Origin of the sequence: Citricoccus sp. NPDC055426 (genome assembly GCF_040677445.1) — a bacterium.
In the GTDB taxonomy this organism is placed as follows: domain Bacteria; phylum Actinomycetota; class Actinomycetes; order Actinomycetales; family Micrococcaceae; genus Citricoccus.
The window spans coordinates 71,097-90,358 of sequence record NZ_JBFARZ010000008.1; the positions used below are offsets into that span (position 1 = coordinate 71,097).

Here is a 19,262-nt window from a genome sequence, read left to right on the forward strand (position 1 = left end):
GAAGGAACACCCCATGCCGTGGTTCGCATGGATCGCCATCATCGCCATCCTGGTCTGGGGCGGCCTCTCCGTCTTCAGCATGGTCACCGGGCGCCCCCTGCCGGGCTCTGATGCCGACGGCACGGCGGATCCGAAGGAACTCGAAAAGCTCAAGAAGCGCGTCAAGGCCCTGGAAGCCGGGGCCATCAAGCCGGAGCTGGAGCGGCGTATCGACCGCATCGAGGCCAAGGTGGACAAGCGCGAGATCCGGGACCACGAGCACGATGCCTGGGAACGTCAGGCCCGGCAGCTGGGCCTGGATCCCGCCGATGACGGCGGATCGGCGGAAGGGCACGACGGCGGGGCGTCCGGTCCCCGGGAGCCGCGCGGCTGAGCCGTGCCCGGGCGGGGGTGATCCTCCGTCTCAGCGCAGGGTGCGCCGCACGGCGGTGCTCACCAGGTCCACCAGGGCCGAGAGCACGATGAGCGTCAGCACGGTGCCGGCCATCCCCCCGAAGTCGAAGGCCACCCGTTGGTCCTCCAGCAGGCGGCCGAGACCGCCGGCGCCCACCACGCCGACCACCACCGTCTCCCGCATCGCCACCTCCCAGCGGTACAGGCCATAGGAGAGGAACCGCCCGCCCGCCGGCGGTACGACGCCGTACGCGAAGGCACTCAGTCCCGGGGCCCCGGAGGCTACCAGCTGGTCGTGGGCACGGCGGTCCAGGTTCTCCACCACCTCTGCGCAGAGGCGGCCGAGGATGCCGAAGTTGTAGGCGGCCAGGGCCAGCGCCCCGGGCAAGGGTCCCGGCAGGAACAGGAACAGCGCCAGCAGGGCCCAGACCGGGGGCGGCAGGGAGCGGGTGAACAGCAGCAGCCCCCGCGCCGCGGCGCCTGCCGCCCGGCGGACCGGGCCGCCGCCGTCCCGGGCCGCGAGGAAGGCCGTGGCCACCGCGGCGACCCCCGCGAGGGTGGCGGCCACGAGGGACATCTGCAGGGTCTCCACGGCGTCCGCCACCAGTCGCGCCCAGCCGCCGGCCGGCAGGGCCGGCGGCCACAGCTCGTCTACCAGCCCGGCGAGCAGCCCGGCGGTCCGCGCCGAGAAGACGCGGGCGAGGTCCGGCCCGAGGTGCACCAGGGCGGCGACGGCCAGCCCCGCCGCGAGCAGCACCGAACCGCTCACGCGCACCCGCCCGCCCGACCGCCGCAGGCCCGCGCCCCATCGGTCCACCACGGCACCGAGCAGGACCAGGACGAACACCTGGGTCCAGACCTCCGCGTGCCGGGCCCCGGAGAAGCTCAGGACCAGCTCGAAGCCGATCCCGCCGGCCCCCACCATGCCGAGGATGACGGCGGAGCGGACCGCGCACTCGAAGCGGTAGAAGGCGTAGGAGGCCAGGTCGGGCAACGCGACCGGGAGCACCGCATAGAGCAGGGCGGTGCCGCGGCCGGCGCCCGTGGCGCGCAGGGACTCGAACGGGCCGCGGGCGGCCTCGTCGATGATCTCGGCGTAGACCTTGGCCGTGATGGCGCCGAAGGGGATGGCGATCGCGAGCACCCCCACCAGGGGGTCGCGTCCCAGCACGCTGAGCAGCAGCAGCGCCCAGACGGCCTCGTGGATCCCCCGCGGCAGCGCGAGTCCCAGGCGGGTGACCAGCCAGCCGGCCCGGCGGACGGCGCGCCGGGGCCGTGAGCCGGAACCGGAGGCCCACCAGGTCTCGGAGGTGAGGACCCCGGCCACCAGGCCCACGGCGACCGCGAGCAGTGTGCCCAGGACCGCGTAGGACAGCGTGGTCAGGGTGGCCTCGGCGATCCGGGCCAGGAAGTCCGCGGAGAGCTCCGGCTTCAGGGCCGCCGTGAAGAAGTCCACGAACATCGGCCATCCACGGGTGTTGACCAGGGGGCCGTCCTCGGCGACCCAGCTGGACACCGACCAGGCCATGACCAGCAGCCCGGCACCGGCCCAGGCCCGTCCGGCGCCGGGCACCCGCCACCGCCCGGGCCGGCCCCGGCCCCGCCCCGGCTCCTCCCACCGGGTCAGCGCGGCGAGTCCGCCGCGGCTCACCGGTCAGGACCCAGGTCGTACAAGCGCTCCCGGGCCTGCTCGTCCACCTCGTCCGCCGGCAGGTCGAGGACCACGCGGCCGTGCCGCAGGCCCACCACCCGGTCACAGTGCCGCACGGCGAGGTCGAAGTCATGGAGGCTGACCACGAGGGTCCGGCGCCGGTGCGTCTCCTCCATCAGGCCGCAGAGCAGCCGCATCACCTCATCGGCTCGCGCCGGGTCCAGGCTGGAGACCGGTTCGTCCGCGAGGACCAGGTCGGGGTCCTGCACGAGCACCCGGGCCAGGGCCACCCGCTGCTGTTCCCCGCCGGAGAGCCGGTCCGTGCGCGAGTACAGGTGCCCGGCGATCCCCACCCGTGCCAGCGCCTCGCGCGCCTGGCCGACCTGCAGGGGGCGGACCAGGGATCGCAGGGCTCGCCACCGTCCCCACCGGCCCAGATGGCCCGCGTTGACGTTGTGCACGGCCCGCAGCGGCCCGATCAGGTGCAGCTGCTGGTGGACGGCGCCGATCCGTCGCCGCAGGGCCCGCAGCCGGCCCGCCGGCAGCCGCGCGGGGTCCTCACCCAGGACCCGGAGCCGGCCGGATGAGGGCACCACCGTGCCGTTGCACAGCCGGAGCAGGGTGGACTTCCCGGCGCCGCTGGGACCCACCAGGGCCACCCGCTCGCCGGGGTTCACCTGCAGGGTGATGCCGTCCACGGCCCGGCGGTCCCCGTAGACCACCGAGACCTCGCGCAGTGACACGGCCGCCATCGGCTCAGCCTCCGGCGCAGTCATGGGTCAGCGGATCAGGCCGAGTTCGCGGCCGATCTCCTCGATCCGATCATGGTCCGAGGCCTCGGCCGGGACGATGGCCTCCGCGCCGTAGGCCTCCAGCAGCTCCGTCTCCTCGGCATCGGAGCCGTCGAGGTCCAGGAGGGCCTGGCGGAGGTCCTCCGTGAAGCCCTCGCCGAGCCGCTCGTCGAGCCCCGGGGAGCCGATCCAGTGGTAGTCGGCGTACTCGGGGGTGGTGAAGACCGCCCGGACCTTCTCGGTGTCCACGGACCCGGCCGCGAGCCGCGCATCCCAGACCTGCTCATTCAGGGCCCCGGCCTCATAGCTGCCGGACTCCACCAGGTCGATGGTCAGGTCGTGCGAACCGGAGAACCCGGGTTCCCCGTCGAAGGAGGAGGCCGGGTCCACCCCGGCCTCGCTGAGGAAGGAGGAGGGCATCAGGCGTCCGGACGTGGAGGACTCGCTGCCGAAGGTGAAGCGGGTGCCCGCCAGCTCGGACAGCCCGGCGACATCCTCGACCGGCTCCAGGCCGGAGTCGGCGTGGGCGATGAAGACGCTGCGGAAGTGCTCGTCGATGTCCCGCTGGGCCAGGACCTGGGCGCCCTCGGTGCGCAACCGCGCCTGCACCCCGGTCAGCCCGCCGTAGAAGACCAGGTCGAGGTCTCCCGTGCCGAACAGGCTGACGGAGGCGGCATAGTCGCTCACCGGCACGTACTCCACCTCCACGCCCAGCTCCTCGGCGAGGTACGCGGCCAGCGCGTTCTCGCGTTCGGCCAGGTCGGAGGGGTCCATGTCCGGGATGGCGCTGATCCGCAGGGTCGCCGCCTCCTGCCCGGAGTCCGCCGTGCCCCCGGATCCCTCCGAGGGGCCGCCGCACCCGGTGACGGCGAGGGTGGCGGCCAGGCCGAGGGCCGCCGAGGACAGGGACAGCCGAAGGGCCCGGGGGGAGGAGGTGCGCATGGCCGCATCCTATCCAAGGGCCCCGCCGGTCTGTGCCGATGACCCGTTGCGGTTCCTTCGGTAAGGTCGGGGGTGTCCCACGCCCGGACGGCGCGCACCACGGCACCGGGGGCGCCACGGGACCTGAGAGCCACCAGATCCAAGGAGCACCATGTCCTCTGACGCATCCCTCGTCGGCAAGAACCTCATGCAGCCCGCCCCCACGCAGCTGCCGGAGGAATCGGAGGTGCTCGCGCGGATCGAGGCCGGCGACCTCCCGGAGGACCTCGCCACCCGGTTCCCGAAGTCCTCGCTGGCCTGGGCCCTGATGGCGGAGGACGCCTGGGCCGAGGGCCGCACCATCGACGCCTACGCCTACGCCCGGGTGGGCTACCACCGCGGCCTGGACTCCCTCCGTGCTGCCGGCTGGCGAGGGGCGGGCCCCGTGCCCTACGCCCACGAGCCGAACCGCGGCTTCCTGCGCGCCCTCTACCTGCTGGGCCAGGCCTCCGCCGCGATCGGCGAGGGCGAGGAGGTCCACCGCATCGACGCCTTCCTGGTGGACGCGGACCCCACCGCCAAAGAGCAGATCTCCCGGGGCTGATCGGTGGCCGCCAGCACGGAGGACAGCTCCCTCGGTGCCGTCCTCGTCGGAACGTTCAACGAGCCCGGCGAACGGGACCCTGCCCTGGCCGGCTCCGGCGGGCTGGTCCTCACCACCGGCTGGCCCGAGGCCCCCGCGGTGCGGGCCGGCACCGGGCCGGACGCCCCCTCCTGGCTGGTGCGGGGCCGTCCCGGGACGCCGTCCGAGGGCCTGCTCTACGCCGCGCTGCACCGCTCCGAGGGCGAACTGGCGGTGCTCTCTCCGGCCGGGCCGTCGCGGCCCGGTACCACCGGTGGCGCCGGAGCTCAGGACCGAGGGAACGACGTCGGCTGGGTCACCTCCCAGCGGATCCCCGCCGGTGGCGTGAGCACCTGTCACGCGGACCTCAACCCCTCCGGCACCTGGCTGGCCGCGGCCTCCTACGACTCGGGCACCCTGACGATCGCCCCGGTGCTCGACGACGGCCTGCTGGGCGAACCCGTGGCCGTGGCGGCCCCGGCCGGTTCCGGCCCCGTCGCAGCACGCCAGCAGGAGCCGCACCTGCACTTCGTGCTGTTCCTCGATGACGACCGGCTGCTCGTCACGGACCTGGGCGCCGACCGGATCCTTGAGTACTCCATCCGGGACCTGACCGGCGCGACCGGTGCCGGAGACCACGGACAGCCGACCTTCGTGCACACTCTGCCCGCCGGCACCGGTCCCCGCCACCTCGCGGTCCTGCCCCCGCTGCCCGAGGCCGGGATCGAGCGGCGGCACCTCGCCGTGGTGGGCGAGCTGGACTCGCGGCTGCACCTGCTGGACCTGGACTCGACCCCGGAGGGCTTCGCCGAGGTGGCCGTGGTCCCCACCCACGGTCAGGACCAGGACCCCGAGTCGGCCCGGGAGAACCTGCCCTCCCACCTGGTGCTCTCCCCGGATGCGTCCCTGGTCTACGTGGCCAACCGCGGGCGGAACACGATCGGCGTCATCCGGCGGGCCGGGACGCCGGAACTGATCGCCGAGGTGCCGTGCGGCGGTGACTGGCCCCGGCACATCGCCCTGGGCCATCCCGGCGGGGCACCCACACTGTTCGTCGCGCTGGAACGGGACGACGCCGTCGTCGGGCTGGGCCTGGATGCCGACGGCATCCCCGGGGAGGTGAGAACCCGGGTCACCGTGCGGCGACCCGGGTTCCTGCTGCCCGGAACCTGACTCCGGGGGCGGTCTATAGTGGCAACGGCCCACCACCGCGCTTTCAGGGCAATCCCCACCGGTCGGGATCGCCCTGAAAGCGCAGGGATCCCACAGCGCGAATAGCAACCCCAAGGAGAGACGATGCTGTTTCTGGCACGGATGGACGTGACCTTCCCCGAGTCGATGTCGGACGAGACCAAGGCCGATTTCACGGTCCGGGAGAAGGAGTACTCGGGCAACCTGCAGCGCCAGGGCACCATGAAGGACATCTGGCGCGTGGTGGGCGAATACGCCAACTACTCCGTCTATGACGTGGCGGACAACGACGAGCTGCACGCCGTGCTCTCCGGCTTCCCCATGTACCCGTACATGAAGATCAAGGTCACCCCGCTGGCGAAGCACCCGAACGCGATCAAGTAGCGACCCGGACGCTGGAGGGCGCGCCCGCATGGCCAAGCTCTACTTCCGCTACGGGGCGATGAACTCCGGCAAGTCCACCGGGCTGCTGCAGGCGGCGTTCAACTATGAGGAGCGCGGCCAGCGCGTGCTACTGGCCAAGCCGCAGGTGGACTCCAAGGGGGAGGCGCAGATCGTCTCCCGGCTGGGCGTGGCCCGGCCCGTGGACTTCCTGATCCCGCCCGGGGCGGAGCTCATGGAGCTGTTCCGTCAGGAGGCCCGCGGTGATGACCCCACCGCGCTGCTCACGCAGGTGGACGCCGGTCTGGCGCCCGTCGCCTGCCTCCTCGTGGACGAGGCCCAGTTCCTCGAGCCCGCCCAGGTGGACGACCTGCTGCGGATCGCGGTGCTCGAGAACGTGCCCGTGATGGCCTACGGCATCCGCACGGACTTCCGCACGGCGTCCTTCCCCGGCTCCGCCCGGCTGATGGAGTTGGCGCACTCCCTCGAGGAGCTCAAGACCATCTGCCGGTGCGGGCGCAAGGCCATCTTCAACACCCGCAAGGTGGTGGACATCGGGCACGACGCCGGCCCGGTCGCCGATGCCGGTCCCGGCACCCAGGTGCCCGCGCACCCCCGCGAGCGGTTCGTCTTCGAGGGCGACCAGGTGGCGATCGACGGCGTGGAGGTCACCTACGAGTCCCTGTGCGGGGTCTGCTACCTCCAGGAATCCGGGGGTCGGTTGGGATGAGCATCCAGCCGAACAACGGGGCCGAGCAGGAGCAGCGTCCGGAACCGGTGACAGCCCGGATCGGCTTGGTGCGTTGGTGGTTGGTGGGGATCGTGAGTCTGGCTCTGACCGTCCTTCTGGTCTGCGCTGTGCTCGGGATCCCGAGGTCGTACTTCGATGATCCCTCCCCGATGCTGGTCTTCTTGCGCATCGTGGCAGTGCCGGGTGTGCTCTTCGCCGGGTACGGTGCCTGGTTTTACCTCAACGGGGCTATCCGGCCGCAGCACGTGACGATCGATGATCGTGGGGTCTCCACGCCGGCCTGGACCCTTGCCTGGGAGGAGATCAAGAGCGCCAGGGTGGAACCCTCGGACCAGGCTGATGCGCACAAGCAGCAGTTGGCGTTCTATGTGCGGCCAGGGGCGTTCGAGCGGGTCCGTGCCGCCAATCGAGGCCATTCCGGCAGGCCCTTCGGAATGGGGGGCCTGCCGGCTCTATATCCGATGGTGAAGACGCAGTTCGACACGAAGCCGTCGGCCGGCGAGGTCTTCCCCTTCGTCGAACAGCACCTCGAGGCCACGCCTTACGAGGGCGGATGGCGTCCACCGTGGCCGCGCGCGCCTCAACGGTACGTCAGGCCGCGCAGCTGAAACTCGCCGAGGCTGATGTGGGTTCGCCGGAATCCCTTAGAGCGAGACGAGCAGCAGCGTTCCCGCGAACACCAGTCCGGAGGCGATGAGCACCACCGTGGTGTAGCCCAGGATGTCCCGCATCTTCAGCCCGGCGATCGCCAGCAGCGGGATGGCCCAGAACGGCTGGATCATGTTGGTCCACTGGTCGCCGTAGGAGACGGCCATGATGGTGACCGCCGGATCGACACCGAGCTCCGCGCCGGCGTTCAGCATGATGGGTCCCTGCACCGCGAACTGGCCGCCGCCGGAGGGTACGAAGAAGTTCACCAGGCCGGCGGAGAGGAAGGCCAGCAGCCCGAAGGTCGTCGGGTTGGAGATGGAGACGAAGGCATCGGAGAAGACCTGGATCAGGCCGGTCCCGGACATCATTCCGAGGATGCCGGCGTAGAGCGGGAACTGCAGCAGGATCTCGCCCACGTTGGAGGCGGCGTTCTTGGTCAGCGCGATCAGTTCGAATGGGTTGCGCACCAGCAGCAGGATCAGGGCGAGGAAAGACCAGTTGACGGTGTCCAGGGTCAGCGTGCCGCCCTGGGCGAAGTGCAGGACGAGATAGGCCACCAGGGCCAGCCCCACCAGCAGAGTCACGATCCGGCTGGCGTCCACGCGGTCGGCCGGGGTGACGATCTCCTCCTCGGTGTCCACGTTCTTCTCCCGGGCGTCCACCGCCAGCTCCGTGATCCGATCGCCGGCGCGGGGAGCCACGAGGAACAATGCCAGCGCCACCACGGCGATGGCCACCACGGCGGCGATGAGGTTCCAGGGGGCGAACACGGTCTCGGTGATGGGCAGCGGTTGGCCGCCCAGCGGCTCGATGAGGAAGGACCCCTCGGTGGCCGCCGTGAGCGGGCCGGACGCCGAGTAGCCCATGTGCCAGACCACGAAGCCGGCGAATCCGGAGGCCACCAGCATGGGGAAGTGCAGCTTCATCCCCCGTTCGCGGCCCTGGTAGGCCACCTCGCGGGCCAGCAGGCCGCCGACCACGAGTCCCAGCCCCCACGTGATGAGGGAGGCCAGGGCGGCCACCACGAAGACGAAGACATAGGCGAACAGCGGCGTGGTGGGCACGCGCCCCAGGAAGGCCAGTAACCTCCGCACCGGCCCGGTGTTGGCCAGGATGTGGCCCAGCAGCAGGATCAGGGCCATCTGGGTCATGAAGGCCAGCAGGCCGGCCAGCCCGTCACCCCACTGCAGGACCAGGTCGCCGGGCCCGGTGTCCGTGAGGATCAGGGCCAGGATGGCCACGATGAACGTCAGGGCGATCGAGAACACCAGGGCGGAGGGGATGAACCGCTCCACCACGTGGTTGACCGGGCGCATGGCCCGTGAGAGCGGGGTGCCCTCCTTGCGGGGCTGGGTGCGGACGTTGCCTGGCGAACCGGCCATGGTGAGGCTCCTCGGGTGCTGCCGGCCGGCGTCGTGCAGGTGGGGTTGACGGTCAGGTGCGATGACCGCCAGGCGCCGCCCGGGGCGAATGTGACAGACACCACAGTAGGCCGGAAGTCACGGGGTCCGGCGCAACCTGGCGGCGTTTCACCTCTTAACACCGGCGCGGCGAGCGGCAAGGATGCCAACCATGCAGACTCTTGTGGCACTCGAAGACGAGATCGTGATCCACCTGCCCCCCGCCCGGGTCTGGGAGCTGCTGACGGACTGGTCCGCCGCGCCCGCCTGGCTCCCCGGGATCGAGGAGATGCACGTCAACGGGCCCGCCGGCCCCGGGCAGGAACTGGCCTACTCCTCCGGCGGCCACGCGCGCCGCTACACGCTGTCCACCCTGGACCCCGGCCGCGGGCTGACTATGGTCTCCGGCGCCGCCGACGACGACCTGGCCGTGGAGTACGGGTACCTGCTGGTGCCGGACGCCGCGTGGACCCGCGTCGGCCTGCGCGTGGCCGTGCGTGCGGACGAGTCGCTCGCCGAGGAGGGGCTGGGGCTGGCCGCGGCGCTCGCCGATGCCGAGGCGGGCCAGTTGGAGTCCCTGCGCGACTACGCCGAGAAGGCCCCCTGAGCGCCGACTGGTAAACTCCGGTTGTAAGGCCCTCGTGTGATGCACCGCACGGCAGTGAACCGTCGTCAACGGTCACCGGGGGCGTTTTCCATGTCGAGGGCCGGTCTGCGCCACCCCCAAGAGGCGCGGCGCCGGCGTACGGGGAGAGATGCACTGATGCCAGCAATCGCGATCGTCGGCGCCCAGTGGGGCGACGAGGGCAAGGGCAAGGCCACCGATCTGTTGGGCGGCCGCGTCGACTACGTGGTCAAGCCCAACGGCGGCAACAACGCCGGACACACCGTGGTGGTCGGCGGCGAGAAGTTCGAGCTGAAGCTGCTGCCGGCCGGCATCCTGTCCCCCAACGCGGTCCCCGTGATCGGCAACGGCGTGGTCGTGAACCTCGAGGCGCTCTTCGAGGAGATCGACGGCCTTCAGGCCCGCGGCCAGCGCTGCGACCACCTGAAGATCTCCGCGAACGCCCACCTGGTGGCCCCGTACCACCAGACCATGGACAAGGTCTCCGAGCGCTTCCTGGGCAAGCGTGCCATCGGCACCACGGGCCGCGGCATCGGCCCCACCTACATGGACAAGGCCGGCCGTCTCGGCATCCGCGTGCAGGACCTCTTCGACGAGTCGATCCTGCGCCAGAAGATCGAGGGCGCCCTGCGCCAGAAGAACGAGCTGCTGGTCAAGCTCTACAACCGCCGCGCCATCACGGTGGACGAGACCGCCGAGTACTTCCTGTCCTTCGCCGAGCGCCTGCGCCCCATGGTGGTGGACTCCACCATCCTGCTCAACGACGCCCTGGACGAGGGCAAGGTGGTGCTCATGGAGGGCGGCCAGGCCACCTACCTGGACGTGGACCACGGCACCTACCCGTTCGTGACCTCCTCCAACCCGACGGCCGGCGGCGCCTCCGTGGGGGCGGGGATCGGCCCCACCCGCTTCACCCGCACCATCGGGATCATCAAGGCCTACACCACCCGCGTGGGCGCCGGCCCGTTCCCCACCGAGCTGTTCGACGAGGACGGCATGGGAACCCGGCTGCGCACCGTGGGCGGCGAGTTCGGCGTGAACACCGGCCGCCCGCGCCGCACCGGCTGGTATGACGCCGTGATGGCCCGCTACGCCACCCGCATCAACGGCTTCACCGACTACTTCATCACCAAGCTGGACGTGCTCACGGGGATCGAGCAGATCCCCGTCTGCGTGGCCTATGACGTGGACGGCGTGCGGCATGACGAGATGCCGATGACCCAGACCGCGTTCCACCACGCCCAGCCGATCTTCGAGTACTTCGAGGGCTGGACCGAGGACATCTCGGGCGCGCGCACCATGGACGACCTGCCGGCCAACGCCCGGGACTACGTCCTGGCGCTGGAGAAGATGTCCGGCACTCGGGTCTCCGCGATCGGCGTGGGCCCCGGCCGCGACCAGGTGGTCCAGGTCCGCGACCTCATCGAGGACTGACCCCGACCCCGGTGGCGGGTGAGCTGCGGACTGTCCTCTGATTTCGCGCATTCCACGCGCTGATCCAGCCGTGGATGCGTGGAATCGGAGGACGTCTCCGGCGCCGCGCCGTGGCGGGCGGGTCGGCGGACTCCAGCGCCGCCACGAAGCCGTCCGGGCGGAGCAGCACGGCCGTGCCGTCCGGCAGGCCGGCCTCCGGGGCCGCACGGTACGTGAAGACCGGTAGCCCGGATCCCGTGCCCGACGACGGCCCCACGCCCCCCGCGGCCTTCTCTCGGTGGCGTTCGGCCAGCTCACGGGCTGCCCCAGCGGCGGCCAGCTCACGGGCTGCCCCAGCGGCGGCCAGCTCACGGGCTGCCCCAGCGGCGGCCAGCTCACGGGCTGCCCCAGCGGCGGCCGGCCCGTAGGCGTGCACCTGCCAGACGGCCTCGGTGAGGGACTCGTGGTTATCACCGCGTGCCTCGCCTGACCCGCCCTCCGGCACGCCCTCAGACCGGCCCTCCGATCCGCCCTCCGGCACGCCCTCAGACCGGCCCTCCGATCCGTCCTCCGGCCCGGCCCCGTCGGGGACCGCGCCGGCGCGCGGTCCGGCGCGGCCGGCGTCGGGAAAGCCGGCATCCGGGACCCAGGGCAGGCGGCGGCCCAGCACCCGGCCGCGGCGCCCCCAGCGGCGGCTCGACTGCTCCGCCTCGGTCCCCGGCATCCAGTAGTGGATGCGGATCTGGGAGAGATAGCCGAACAGCCTCCCACCGGCGGGGGACCGGGGGACCAGCCGGACCACCAGCGGGGCCACCGCCGGGAACACGAGGGTCCTGAACAGGCGCGCCCCCGCGGAGGCGGAGGTGATGGCGCCGAACACCACGTCCGTGGTCCGCACCAGGTTCAGGGCGACCGGCCGGCGCTCGGCCTCGTAGCGGTCCAGGCTCTGCTCCGGGGCCCGGCCGACGAGGACGTCCGCGATCTTCACCACGATGTTCTGGGCGTCCTGCAGCCCCGTGTTCATGCCCTGGGCGCCCACGGGGGAGTGGATGTGTGCGGCGTCCCCGACGAGGAACACGCGACCGGCGGTGGCATCGGAACCGCCGGAGCGGAAGGCCGCGGCCACGCGGTGGTGCACGCGATAGGTGCTGTACCACTCCGTGCCCGCGTAGCGGACGCCGAACTCCTCGGCGAGGGAGGCCCGGGCGCGGGCCTCGTGGTGCGCGTGGTCAGGGACCCCGGCCCGGTCCTCGGCCCGCAGGATGCCCAGCAGTCGGGCGCGCCTGCCGCCGCTGCCGTCCGCGCCCATCGGGAAGGCCAGCATGAAGTGCTCCCGGGAGGCGCGCAGGGTGATGCCGGCCTCCGTCCCGGTGACCCCGTGGGCGTCCAGCACGTAGAACTCGAAGCGGTTGGTGGCCCCCTCGAATCCGATGCCGAGGGCGGTGCGCACCGGTGAGGAGGCGCCGTCGGCCGCCACCACGTACCGGGCGGTGACCCGCACCGGGCCGTCCGGGGAGTCGAGGTCCACGGCGACGGGCCGGTCGCCGGCCGGAGGGGTCCCGGCGAAGGCCCGGAACGAGGCACTCCAGGCCACGGGCCGGCGCTGCCGCGCGAGGTAACCCGCCAGCAGCTCCTCGTTGGCGCTCTGCTCGAAGACCGTGATGCCCGGGAACGGCGTCAGCCCGTGACCCACCCGGCCCAGGGGCAGGGTGCCCAGCGTGCGGTGGCGGTATCCCGGACTGATCGTGGCGGCGGGGGTGGCGGCGTCCAGGACCGCCTGCGCCAGGCCCAGCTGCCGGTAGACCTCGAGGGAACGGGCCTGCAGGCCCAGCGCACGGGATTCCCGGGTGGGGCCGGCCTTGCCGTCCACCACGAGCGCCTTCACGCCCAGCTTGGCGCACCACGCCCCGGCCATCAGCCCCGTGGGTCCGGCGCCGACCACCAGGACGTCGGTGGAGAGCCGGCGTCCGGGCTCCGTCTCTGGCAGGGGGGACATGGCCTCAGGTTAGGCTGGGCCCACGGCATCACACCATGCGGGGAGGACGGGAACATGAGGATCAGTGTCGGACAATTCCGCCCCACGGGGGTGGTCTCGGAGAACGTGGCCACCCTGCGGCGACTGGCCGAATCCGCCCGGGACGACGGGGCCGGTCTGGTGCTGTTCCCGGAGGAGTCCATGTTCACGGTCCGGCACGTGCACGGCCCGCTGGCCGAGGCCGTCGACGCCGGCTGGTCCACCTTCGTCTCCGAGGTCACCCGGATCGCGGCGGACCTGCAGATCGCCATCGTGGCGGGCGGCTACGAGCCCTCCGGCACCGAGCGCCCCTACAACACGGTGGTGGCCGTGGACGCCGAGGGGCGCATCCTGGGCACCTACCGCAAGCTGCACCTGTACGACGCGTTCAAGTACAAGGAGTCGGACCGCATCACCGCCGGGGACCGCGGGATCCTCACGGTCGAGCTGGACGGACTGACGTTCGGCATCATGACCTGCTACGACCTGCGCTTCCCGGAGGTGGCGCGTTCACTCGCGGTGGCCGGTGCCGAGGTCCTGCTGGTGCCGGCCGCCTGGTTCAAGGGCGACCACAAGATCGACCACTGGCAGCTGCTGCTCAAGGCCCGCGCCGTGGAGAACACCGTCTGGGTGGCGGCCGCCGGCACGCGCAGTGACAACACGATCGGCCACTCGGCGATCATCGACCCCCTGGCCGTGCCGGTGGCCTTCCTCGGCGAGGAGGGCGAGGCCGTGGAGACCGCCGAGGTCACCCGCGAGCGGATCGACGAGGTGCGGTCCTTCCTGCCCGTGCTCGAGAACCGCCGCACGGACGTGGGCGCGCTCCAGTCGTAGCCCTGGGCACGAAGTGACGAAAACACGTCACAACGGTGGGGGTCAGGTCACTTTGCGCCCGGGGGCTGGGTGATGCTGCTCCGGTAGGCCGCCGCCTCGGTGAGGAAGAACTCCACGGCCTCCGGATTGGCCAGCGAGCCGCGGTTGATGGCCTGCTCGGCGGGCCTGCCGGTGAACACCCGCTTCAGGGGCACCTCGATCCGCTTGCCCGCGTGGGTCACGGGGACGCCCGGGGCGGTCAGGACCGCATCCGGGACGTGCCGGGCGGAGGCGCGCTCGCGGATGGTGCGGCGGATCCGCTCCTCGAGCTCGGCGGTCAGTTCGGTCCCCTCGGCCAGCTGGACGTAGAGGGGCATGTAGTAGCCGCCGGGCTCCTCGATCCCGAGCACCATGGACTGCACCACCTCCGGCACGTGCTGCAGCGCGGAGTAGATGTCCGCCGAGCCCAGCCGCACGCCCTGGCGGTTGAGGGTGGCATCCGAACGGCCGTGGACCACGAACCCGCCGCGCTCGGTCTCGGTGATCCAGTCACCCTGAACCCAGGAGCCGGGGAAGACAGAGAAGTAGGTGTCCCGGTAGCGGGTGCCGTCGGGATCGTTCCACAGGCCCACGGGCATCGAGGGCATGGGCTGACGGATCACCATCTCACCGACCTCACCGCGCACCCGCTCGCCGTCCTCGTTCCAGACCTGCACGTCCACCCCGAGCAGCGGGCCCTGCAGCTCGCCGAGGTGGACCGGCTCCAGGGGGTTGGACCCGATGAACCCCGAGCAGATGTCCGTGCCGCCCGTGTCCGAGCCGAGGTGCACCTGGTCCCGGACCGCCTCATGCACCCACTGCCAGGTGGAGTCCGGCAGGGGAGAGCCGGTGGAGAGGATCGAGCGCAGCCGGGACAGGTCCCACCGCTGTCCCGGCACCAGCCCGGATTTCTCCACGAGGGAGAGGTACGCGGCGCCGGTGGCGAACATGGTGGCCCCCGTGCGCTCGATGATCTCGAACTGGCGGTCCGCGTCCCCCGCCTTCGGTGAACCGGAGTAGGTGACCACGGAGGCGCCCGTCGCGAGGTTGTTCACGAGCGTGTTCCAGACCATCCAGGAGGTGTTGGCGGCCACGTAGTAGCGGTCCTCCGGGCCCATGTCCTGGTTCAGCCCGGAGCCCTTGAGCGCCTCGAGCAGCATCCCGCCGTGCGAGTGGATGATCCCCTTGGGATCGCCCGTGGTGCCGGAGGAGAACAGGATCCACAGCGGGTGGGCGAAGGGCACGCGGGCGAAGCCCGCCGCGGTCTCCCCGGCCCCGTCCTCACCGGTGACGTCAGGCTGGGAGCCGGCCGGGCCGGCGTCGTGCGCCGTGGCCTGCGTGTCCTGCTCCGTCAGCACCGTGGTCACGGTGGGCAGCCCGGCGGCGATCTGATCCAGCTGCGCCGAGTAGTCCAGGTCCTTGCCGTTGAACCGGTACCCCCGCGTGCCGATCAGCACCACGGGCTCCAACTGGCGCAGCCGGGACAGGGTGGCGGTGACCGAGAGGTCGGGGGAGCTGATGGTCCACACCGCGCCCATGGACGCCGCGGCCAGCAGGCCGACCAGCGCCTCGGGGACGTTCGGCAGCACGGCGGCCACCCGGTCCCCGGGCCGCACGCCGAGCGCGCGCAGCCGCGCCGCCAGCGCGAGGGTGCGGTCCCGCAGCTGGGCCCAGGTGATCTGGACGGTCTCGTTCTCCTCGGAGATGTGCACGACGGCGGCCGTCCCCGCCCGCTGCGGGTCCGCCGCCCAGCGCAGCACGTTCTCCGCGAAGTTCAGGCGCGCCTCCGGGTACCAGACGGCCCCGGGCATCTGCGGCTCGACCAGGGCGTCGGTGGTGAATCCCGTGCCGATGACCCCGTGGAACTCGCGGACGGCGTCCCAGAACTCGGCGAGGTGGTCTACGGACCACTGCCACACGGCGCGGTAGTCGTGGCGGCCGTCCTCGGTGCGGAGGTCGGTTCCGCGGTGCTCGGCGACCCAGTCGATGAACCGGCTCAGGTTCGTGACCTGTCCGGGGTCCGGGGTCCAGGTGACGGCGGGGCTCTGGGCAGCGGGGTCGGCGGAAGTGTTCTGCATGCCTCTGATGGTGCCGTAGATCACGCGGTGGCGTCGGTGGGTGTGCGCCTGTTACGTGCGGGGGCCTCTTCGCCGGGGGCCGGATGGAACTCGTTGCGGATCATTCCGATCCCCTCGATGGTGCTGGTCAGGACGTTGCCCGGCTGCAGGCTGATGCCGTGCGCCTTGCCCACTCCAGCGGGGGTTCCCGTGAAGATGATGTCCCCGGGGTAGAGGGTGGTGATCCTCGACAGTTCAGAGACGATGGTGGCCACGGGGAAGATCATGTCCCGGGTGGAGCCGTCCTGGACGCGCCACCCGTCCTTGCCCTTGCCCTCCGTGCCGGGCCCCTCGAGCACCGCGGTGACCCGCAGGTTCGCCGGGTCTTCGAGCTCATCCGGGGTCACCACGGCCGGGCCGAAGGGACCGAAGTTCGGGAAGGACTTGCCCAGACTGAACTGGGGCACCGGTGGGCGCAGCTGGATGGTCCGCTCGGAGTAGTCCTGACCCACGGAGTATCCGGCCACGGCGGCCAGCGCCTCGGTCTCGTCCGCCAGGCGCACCTCGCGGCCGATGGTCACGACCAGCTCGGTCTCATAGTCCACCTCGCCTCCGGCCGGCAGCTCGACAGCCACATTCGGACCCGCCAGGCAGGAGGCGAACTTGGTGAAGACGAACAGGTGCTCCGGGTAGGGCAGGGACGCCTCGTCCGCGTGGTCCTTGTAGTTCAGGCCTATCGCGAAGACCTGTCTGGGGCGGGGGACGGGAGTGCCGAGCTCGGCGCTGTGGGCTTCGAGGCCCGCGGAGACGTCCACGGTGGGTCCCCACGCGGCGAACTCCTCCCAGTCCTCGTAGACGGACATGGGATCGGGGCCGAAACGGCCGTTCGAGGCCTCGTGGATGTCGACGTAGCGGGTTCCGTCGGTCAGGGCGACACGTCCGGCCAGGTTGGCGATGCGCATGGGGTCCTCGTCAGTTCTCGTAGTTCTCGAAGGTGATGACGCCGCCCTCGACGTCGGGGACACCGGGGACCCCGTCGCGGAGTCCCGGCTCGGCGGCTAGTCGGCCCGGCCAGACGTCCGGCAGGGCCGGGTCGGTCCGGGGGGTGTCCGTGGGGTATTTGCCGGCGTAGGTGTCCCGCTGGATGGTCTGGAAGTCATCGCCAGCCGCGCGTGCGGCCAGCAGCTTCTCCGGGTCGAACTGTGGACCGAGCTGGTCCTCCGCGAACTCCTGGGACGCCCACATCCACTCCTTGGACACCGTCCAGTCCTCCCAGGCATCGACCTGGATTTCGACGCCGTTGCCGTCCGGGTCCATGTAGTACAGGGACATGGTCATGCCGTGGTGCAGGGCGATCGCCGGCAGGATGCCGTGGTCTCGCAGGCGGGCGTAGTTGTCGAGCCACTGGTCGAAGGTGGCGTACTCGAACGCGGTGTGGTGCAGGCCGGCGGTGTGGGGCTTGTCCACGGGTGCCTGCAGGCCGGGGAGCCGCAACAGCGCGATCCGGTGGTTGGCCTCGTCGTTGGTCAGCCAGGCAGCGTGCTCGGCGTAGTAGACCGGCTGGAGACCGCAGACCAGTTCGTACCAGCGCACCATGGCGTCCACGTCCAGGGTCATGAAGGTTGCGTGGTGCAGCTTGGGGACGGTGATGGGACGCTGCTTGGGTTGGGAGGCGTAGACGGAGCGTTCGGTCATGGCATGGCCTTTCGGAGGTGATCAGGCGGTCAAGCGGTCAGGAGGTGGGCGTCGACCAGGTGGTAAGCGGTCGCCAGGCTCGTGGCCATCGTCGGGGCGTCCCCGGCGGAGGCGGCGCCCCCGGCGTAGAAGTAGTCCGGTCGGATCGCGACGCCGGCCAGGCCGGCGTCCGCGAGCATCGGCAGGTAGCGCTTGTCGTCGTCTGTAGCGGTGACCACCGTGGCGCTGGCCGCGCCGGTGCCCGGGGGTGGGCCGGCGTCGGGGACCGGGACCGTGACGGCAGCCGCCGGCAGCACAGATCCGGCGGGCAGGACTCGGAGGACGGTGGCGTCCACGCCGGCCGGAACTGCGGCCGCAGTGGCGTCGGCGGTGGCCGCATCCACGGCGGTGCCGTCCAAGACCAACAGGGTGGTTTGCGGAGCCAGCCGGTCGGCGAGGATGGACTGCTGGCCGGAGCCGGTGTTAACTCCGAGGCGCCCCTGGACGGAGATCAGGCCGGCCACGGCGGATGCCGCGGGGTCGGGATCTGTGAAGGCACCGGCGCCCAGCCGCTCGGGGGGGATGGGCGGCAGAACGTCTTCTGGTGCGGGACCCTGGGCCATGAAGTGGGCGTCGCGGGCAGCGACCATCTGCGGATCCACCTCACAGATCACCTTGCCGAGCTCCACGGACATACCGATCGCGTGGCGCACGTGGACGGACCGCTCGGAGGCGTAGGTGTCCAGCAGTTCGTCGCCGGCCGTCCCCCGCAGCACGAGGTCGAGCTTCCACGCGAGGCTCGCGGAGTCGCGCATGCCGGAGACCATGCCCTGGCCGTAGAACGGGGGCATCTGGTGGGCGGCGTCGCCGGCCAACAGGATCCGACCGTCGCGCCACTGCGTGACCCATCTGGCCTGGAAGGTGTACAGGGCGCGGCGCTCCAGCTCCGCGGTCTCCGGCGTGACGCCCCAGGGCTCCAGCAGGGCCCACGCGGTCTCGTCCGTGTTGAAGGCGTCGAGGTCGTCCCCGGGCATGCGCATGAACTCGAAACGGCGCCGTCCCGGGCCGCCGTCCACGGAACTGGTGGGTCGCGCAGGGTCGCAGACCTGCAGGTTGGACGGCTCCCAGACCCGCTCCTCGGTGGGGACCAGGTCCACGATCAGCCACTCGTAGAAGAAGCCGAGGTCCTCCACGGAGGTGTTCATGTACTCGCGGACGGTGCTGTGGGAACCGTCTGCGCCGATGACGTACCGGGCGGTGATGTTCTTGTGCTTGAGGGTTCGGCTTGTGATGGTCAGGGTGGCCGAGCCGACGTCCGTGCCGGCAGGATCCTGACTTACCCCGACGACGGTGCAACCGCGGAGGACCGTGATGTTGTCCATGGTCTCGGAGCGCTGCCGCAGTGCCTGCTCCAGGGCGGGCTGGTTGAACATCGAGGACTCTGGCCAGCCCTGGTCCCCCTGGGCGGAGTAGTCGAAGCGGAGCATCGTGCGGCGTTCGGCGTTCTGCCACTCGTAGGAGTCGGTGGCGACGGCGAAGGCCGCCATCTGCTCCGCCAGTCCGACCGTGTCCAGCAGGCGGGAGATGTCCGGGTCGTAGTGGACGGCCCGCGGCAGGGAATAGGGGTGCTTCTGCTTCTCCACCACCACAACCCGGTGGCCGCGCTGGGCCAGCAGCAGCGCCAGGGACTGGCCAACCGGACCGAGCCCGACGACGGCCACGTCATAGCGCGGGCCGGAGCCGGATGCGGGGGTTGGCTCGGATGACGAGGTGGATGAGAGGGGCACGGTTCCTCCTGCGGTCGGTGGTGCCGGTGTGTTGTGACCAGCGTCTCAGAAAGTTGCCGGTCAATCAAGTGCGTTATCGATAATCGCT

18 protein-coding genes are annotated in these 19,262 nt (G+C 71.4%); 9 read left to right on the forward strand and 9 right to left on the reverse strand.

All coding sequences use genetic code 11. From position 1 onward, the window contains the following. Nucleotides 1-13: 13 nt before the first annotated feature. Entirely contained in the window at nucleotides 14-373 is a 360-nt protein-coding gene (locus AB0K08_RS12120) for a hypothetical protein (protein WP_363354769.1), read from the forward strand. Between the two features lie 30 nt (nucleotides 374-403). On the opposite strand, the gene AB0K08_RS12125 is transcribed toward AB0K08_RS12120, so the two are convergent. From AB0K08_RS12125 to AB0K08_RS12135, 3 genes are read right to left on the reverse strand one after another with little or no spacing between them, the layout of a single operon-like run. Further along, the gene (locus AB0K08_RS12125) at nucleotides 404-2,044 is read right to left on the reverse strand and encodes an ABC transporter permease subunit (RefSeq protein ID WP_363354771.1); all 1,641 of its coding nucleotides are present in this window, start codon (nucleotides 2,042-2,044) and stop codon (nucleotides 404-406) included. After that, nucleotides 2,041-2,796 (reverse strand): ATP-binding cassette domain-containing protein, encoded by a 756-nt coding sequence (locus AB0K08_RS12130; protein WP_363354773.1) that lies wholly within the window; start codon nucleotides 2,794-2,796, stop codon nucleotides 2,041-2,043. The genes AB0K08_RS12125 and AB0K08_RS12130 overlap by 4 nt, the downstream gene beginning before the upstream one ends. Before the next feature lie 27 nt (nucleotides 2,797-2,823). Next, nucleotides 2,824-3,777: a putative selenate ABC transporter substrate-binding protein gene (locus AB0K08_RS12135; protein ID WP_363354775.1), complete on the reverse strand. Its 954-nt coding sequence runs from the start codon at nucleotides 3,775-3,777 to the stop codon at nucleotides 2,824-2,826. A gap of 151 nt (nucleotides 3,778-3,928) precedes the next feature. On the opposite strand from AB0K08_RS12135, the gene AB0K08_RS12140 reads away from it, so the two are divergent. The 5 genes from AB0K08_RS12140 to AB0K08_RS12160 all read left to right on the forward strand — a co-directional run bounded on the left by AB0K08_RS12140 (nucleotide 3,929) and on the right by AB0K08_RS12160 (nucleotide 7,309). Further along, nucleotides 3,929-4,360 carry a DUF3151 domain-containing protein gene (locus tag AB0K08_RS12140; RefSeq protein WP_363354777.1) on the forward strand — a complete coding sequence of 144 codons (432 nt, stop codon included), beginning with the start codon at nucleotides 3,929-3,931 and terminating at the stop codon, nucleotides 4,358-4,360. Nucleotides 4,361-4,363: 3 nt separating this feature from the next. Further along, a complete protein-coding gene (locus AB0K08_RS12145) occupies nucleotides 4,364-5,551 on the forward strand; it encodes a beta-propeller fold lactonase family protein (protein ID WP_363354780.1) in 1,188 nt (395 codons plus the stop codon). 123 nt (nucleotides 5,552-5,674) lie between these two features. Then, complete coding sequence (gene catC, locus AB0K08_RS12150) at nucleotides 5,675-5,953, forward strand: muconolactone Delta-isomerase (RefSeq protein ID WP_363354782.1); 279 nt, start codon at nucleotides 5,675-5,677, stop codon at nucleotides 5,951-5,953. A 28-nt stretch (nucleotides 5,954-5,981) separates the two neighbouring features. Then, nucleotides 5,982-6,680, forward strand: a complete 699-nt coding sequence (locus AB0K08_RS12155; protein ID WP_363354784.1) for a thymidine kinase — start codon at nucleotides 5,982-5,984, stop codon at nucleotides 6,678-6,680. Continuing rightward, nucleotides 6,677-7,309, forward strand: a complete 633-nt coding sequence (locus AB0K08_RS12160) for a hypothetical protein (RefSeq protein WP_363354786.1) — start codon at nucleotides 6,677-6,679, stop codon at nucleotides 7,307-7,309. Before AB0K08_RS12155 ends, AB0K08_RS12160 begins: the two co-directional genes overlap by 4 nt. A 36-nt stretch (nucleotides 7,310-7,345) precedes the next feature. Here the strand turns inward: AB0K08_RS12160 and AB0K08_RS12165 are convergent, their stop codons facing one another. Then, on the reverse strand, nucleotides 7,346-8,668 hold the full coding sequence (locus AB0K08_RS12165; protein ID WP_363354950.1) for a TIGR00366 family protein: 1,323 nt from the start codon (nucleotides 8,666-8,668) through the stop codon (nucleotides 7,346-7,348). A gap of 256 nt (nucleotides 8,669-8,924) precedes the next feature. Between AB0K08_RS12165 and AB0K08_RS12170 the strand changes: the two genes are divergently transcribed. Together AB0K08_RS12170 and AB0K08_RS12175 are read left to right on the forward strand one after the other, a co-directional pair. After that, nucleotides 8,925-9,359 (forward strand): SRPBCC family protein, encoded by a 435-nt coding sequence (locus AB0K08_RS12170; RefSeq protein ID WP_363354788.1) that lies wholly within the window; start codon nucleotides 8,925-8,927, stop codon nucleotides 9,357-9,359. Nucleotides 9,360-9,515: 156 nt separating this feature from the next. Beyond that, complete coding sequence (locus AB0K08_RS12175) at nucleotides 9,516-10,811, forward strand: adenylosuccinate synthase (RefSeq protein ID WP_363354790.1); 1,296 nt, start codon at nucleotides 9,516-9,518, stop codon at nucleotides 10,809-10,811. On the opposite strand, the gene AB0K08_RS12180 is transcribed toward AB0K08_RS12175, so the two are convergent. Beyond that, nucleotides 10,798-12,786, reverse strand: a complete 1,989-nt coding sequence (locus AB0K08_RS12180; RefSeq protein ID WP_363354792.1) for an FAD-dependent monooxygenase — start codon at nucleotides 12,784-12,786, stop codon at nucleotides 10,798-10,800. The two genes, AB0K08_RS12175 and AB0K08_RS12180, sit on opposite strands and share 14 nt — an antisense overlap. Before the next feature lie 54 nt (nucleotides 12,787-12,840). Between AB0K08_RS12180 and AB0K08_RS12185 the strand changes: the two genes are divergently transcribed. Beyond that, nucleotides 12,841-13,638, forward strand: a complete 798-nt coding sequence (locus AB0K08_RS12185; protein ID WP_363354794.1) for a carbon-nitrogen hydrolase family protein — start codon at nucleotides 12,841-12,843, stop codon at nucleotides 13,636-13,638. A 47-nt stretch (nucleotides 13,639-13,685) separates the two neighbouring features. Here the strand turns inward: AB0K08_RS12185 and AB0K08_RS12190 are convergent, their stop codons facing one another. Genes AB0K08_RS12190 through AB0K08_RS12205 form a run of 4 tightly spaced genes read right to left on the reverse strand, consistent with a single transcriptional unit; the run spans nucleotide 13,686 to nucleotide 19,174 of the window. Beyond that, entirely contained in the window at nucleotides 13,686-15,734 is a 2,049-nt protein-coding gene (locus tag AB0K08_RS12190) for an acetoacetate--CoA ligase (protein WP_363354796.1), read from the reverse strand. A 20-nt stretch (nucleotides 15,735-15,754) separates the two neighbouring features. After that, complete coding sequence (locus tag AB0K08_RS12195) at nucleotides 15,755-16,675, reverse strand: fumarylacetoacetate hydrolase family protein (protein ID WP_363354798.1); 921 nt, start codon at nucleotides 16,673-16,675, stop codon at nucleotides 15,755-15,757. Between the two features lie 10 nt (nucleotides 16,676-16,685). After that, on the reverse strand, nucleotides 16,686-17,408 hold the full coding sequence (locus AB0K08_RS12200) for a VOC family protein (RefSeq protein ID WP_363354800.1): 723 nt from the start codon (nucleotides 17,406-17,408) through the stop codon (nucleotides 16,686-16,688). Nucleotides 17,409-17,437: 29 nt separating this feature from the next. After that, on the reverse strand, nucleotides 17,438-19,174 hold the full coding sequence (locus AB0K08_RS12205; RefSeq protein WP_363354802.1) for a bifunctional 3-(3-hydroxy-phenyl)propionate/3-hydroxycinnamic acid hydroxylase: 1,737 nt from the start codon (nucleotides 19,172-19,174) through the stop codon (nucleotides 17,438-17,440). Nucleotides 19,175-19,262: the final 88 nt, after the last annotated feature.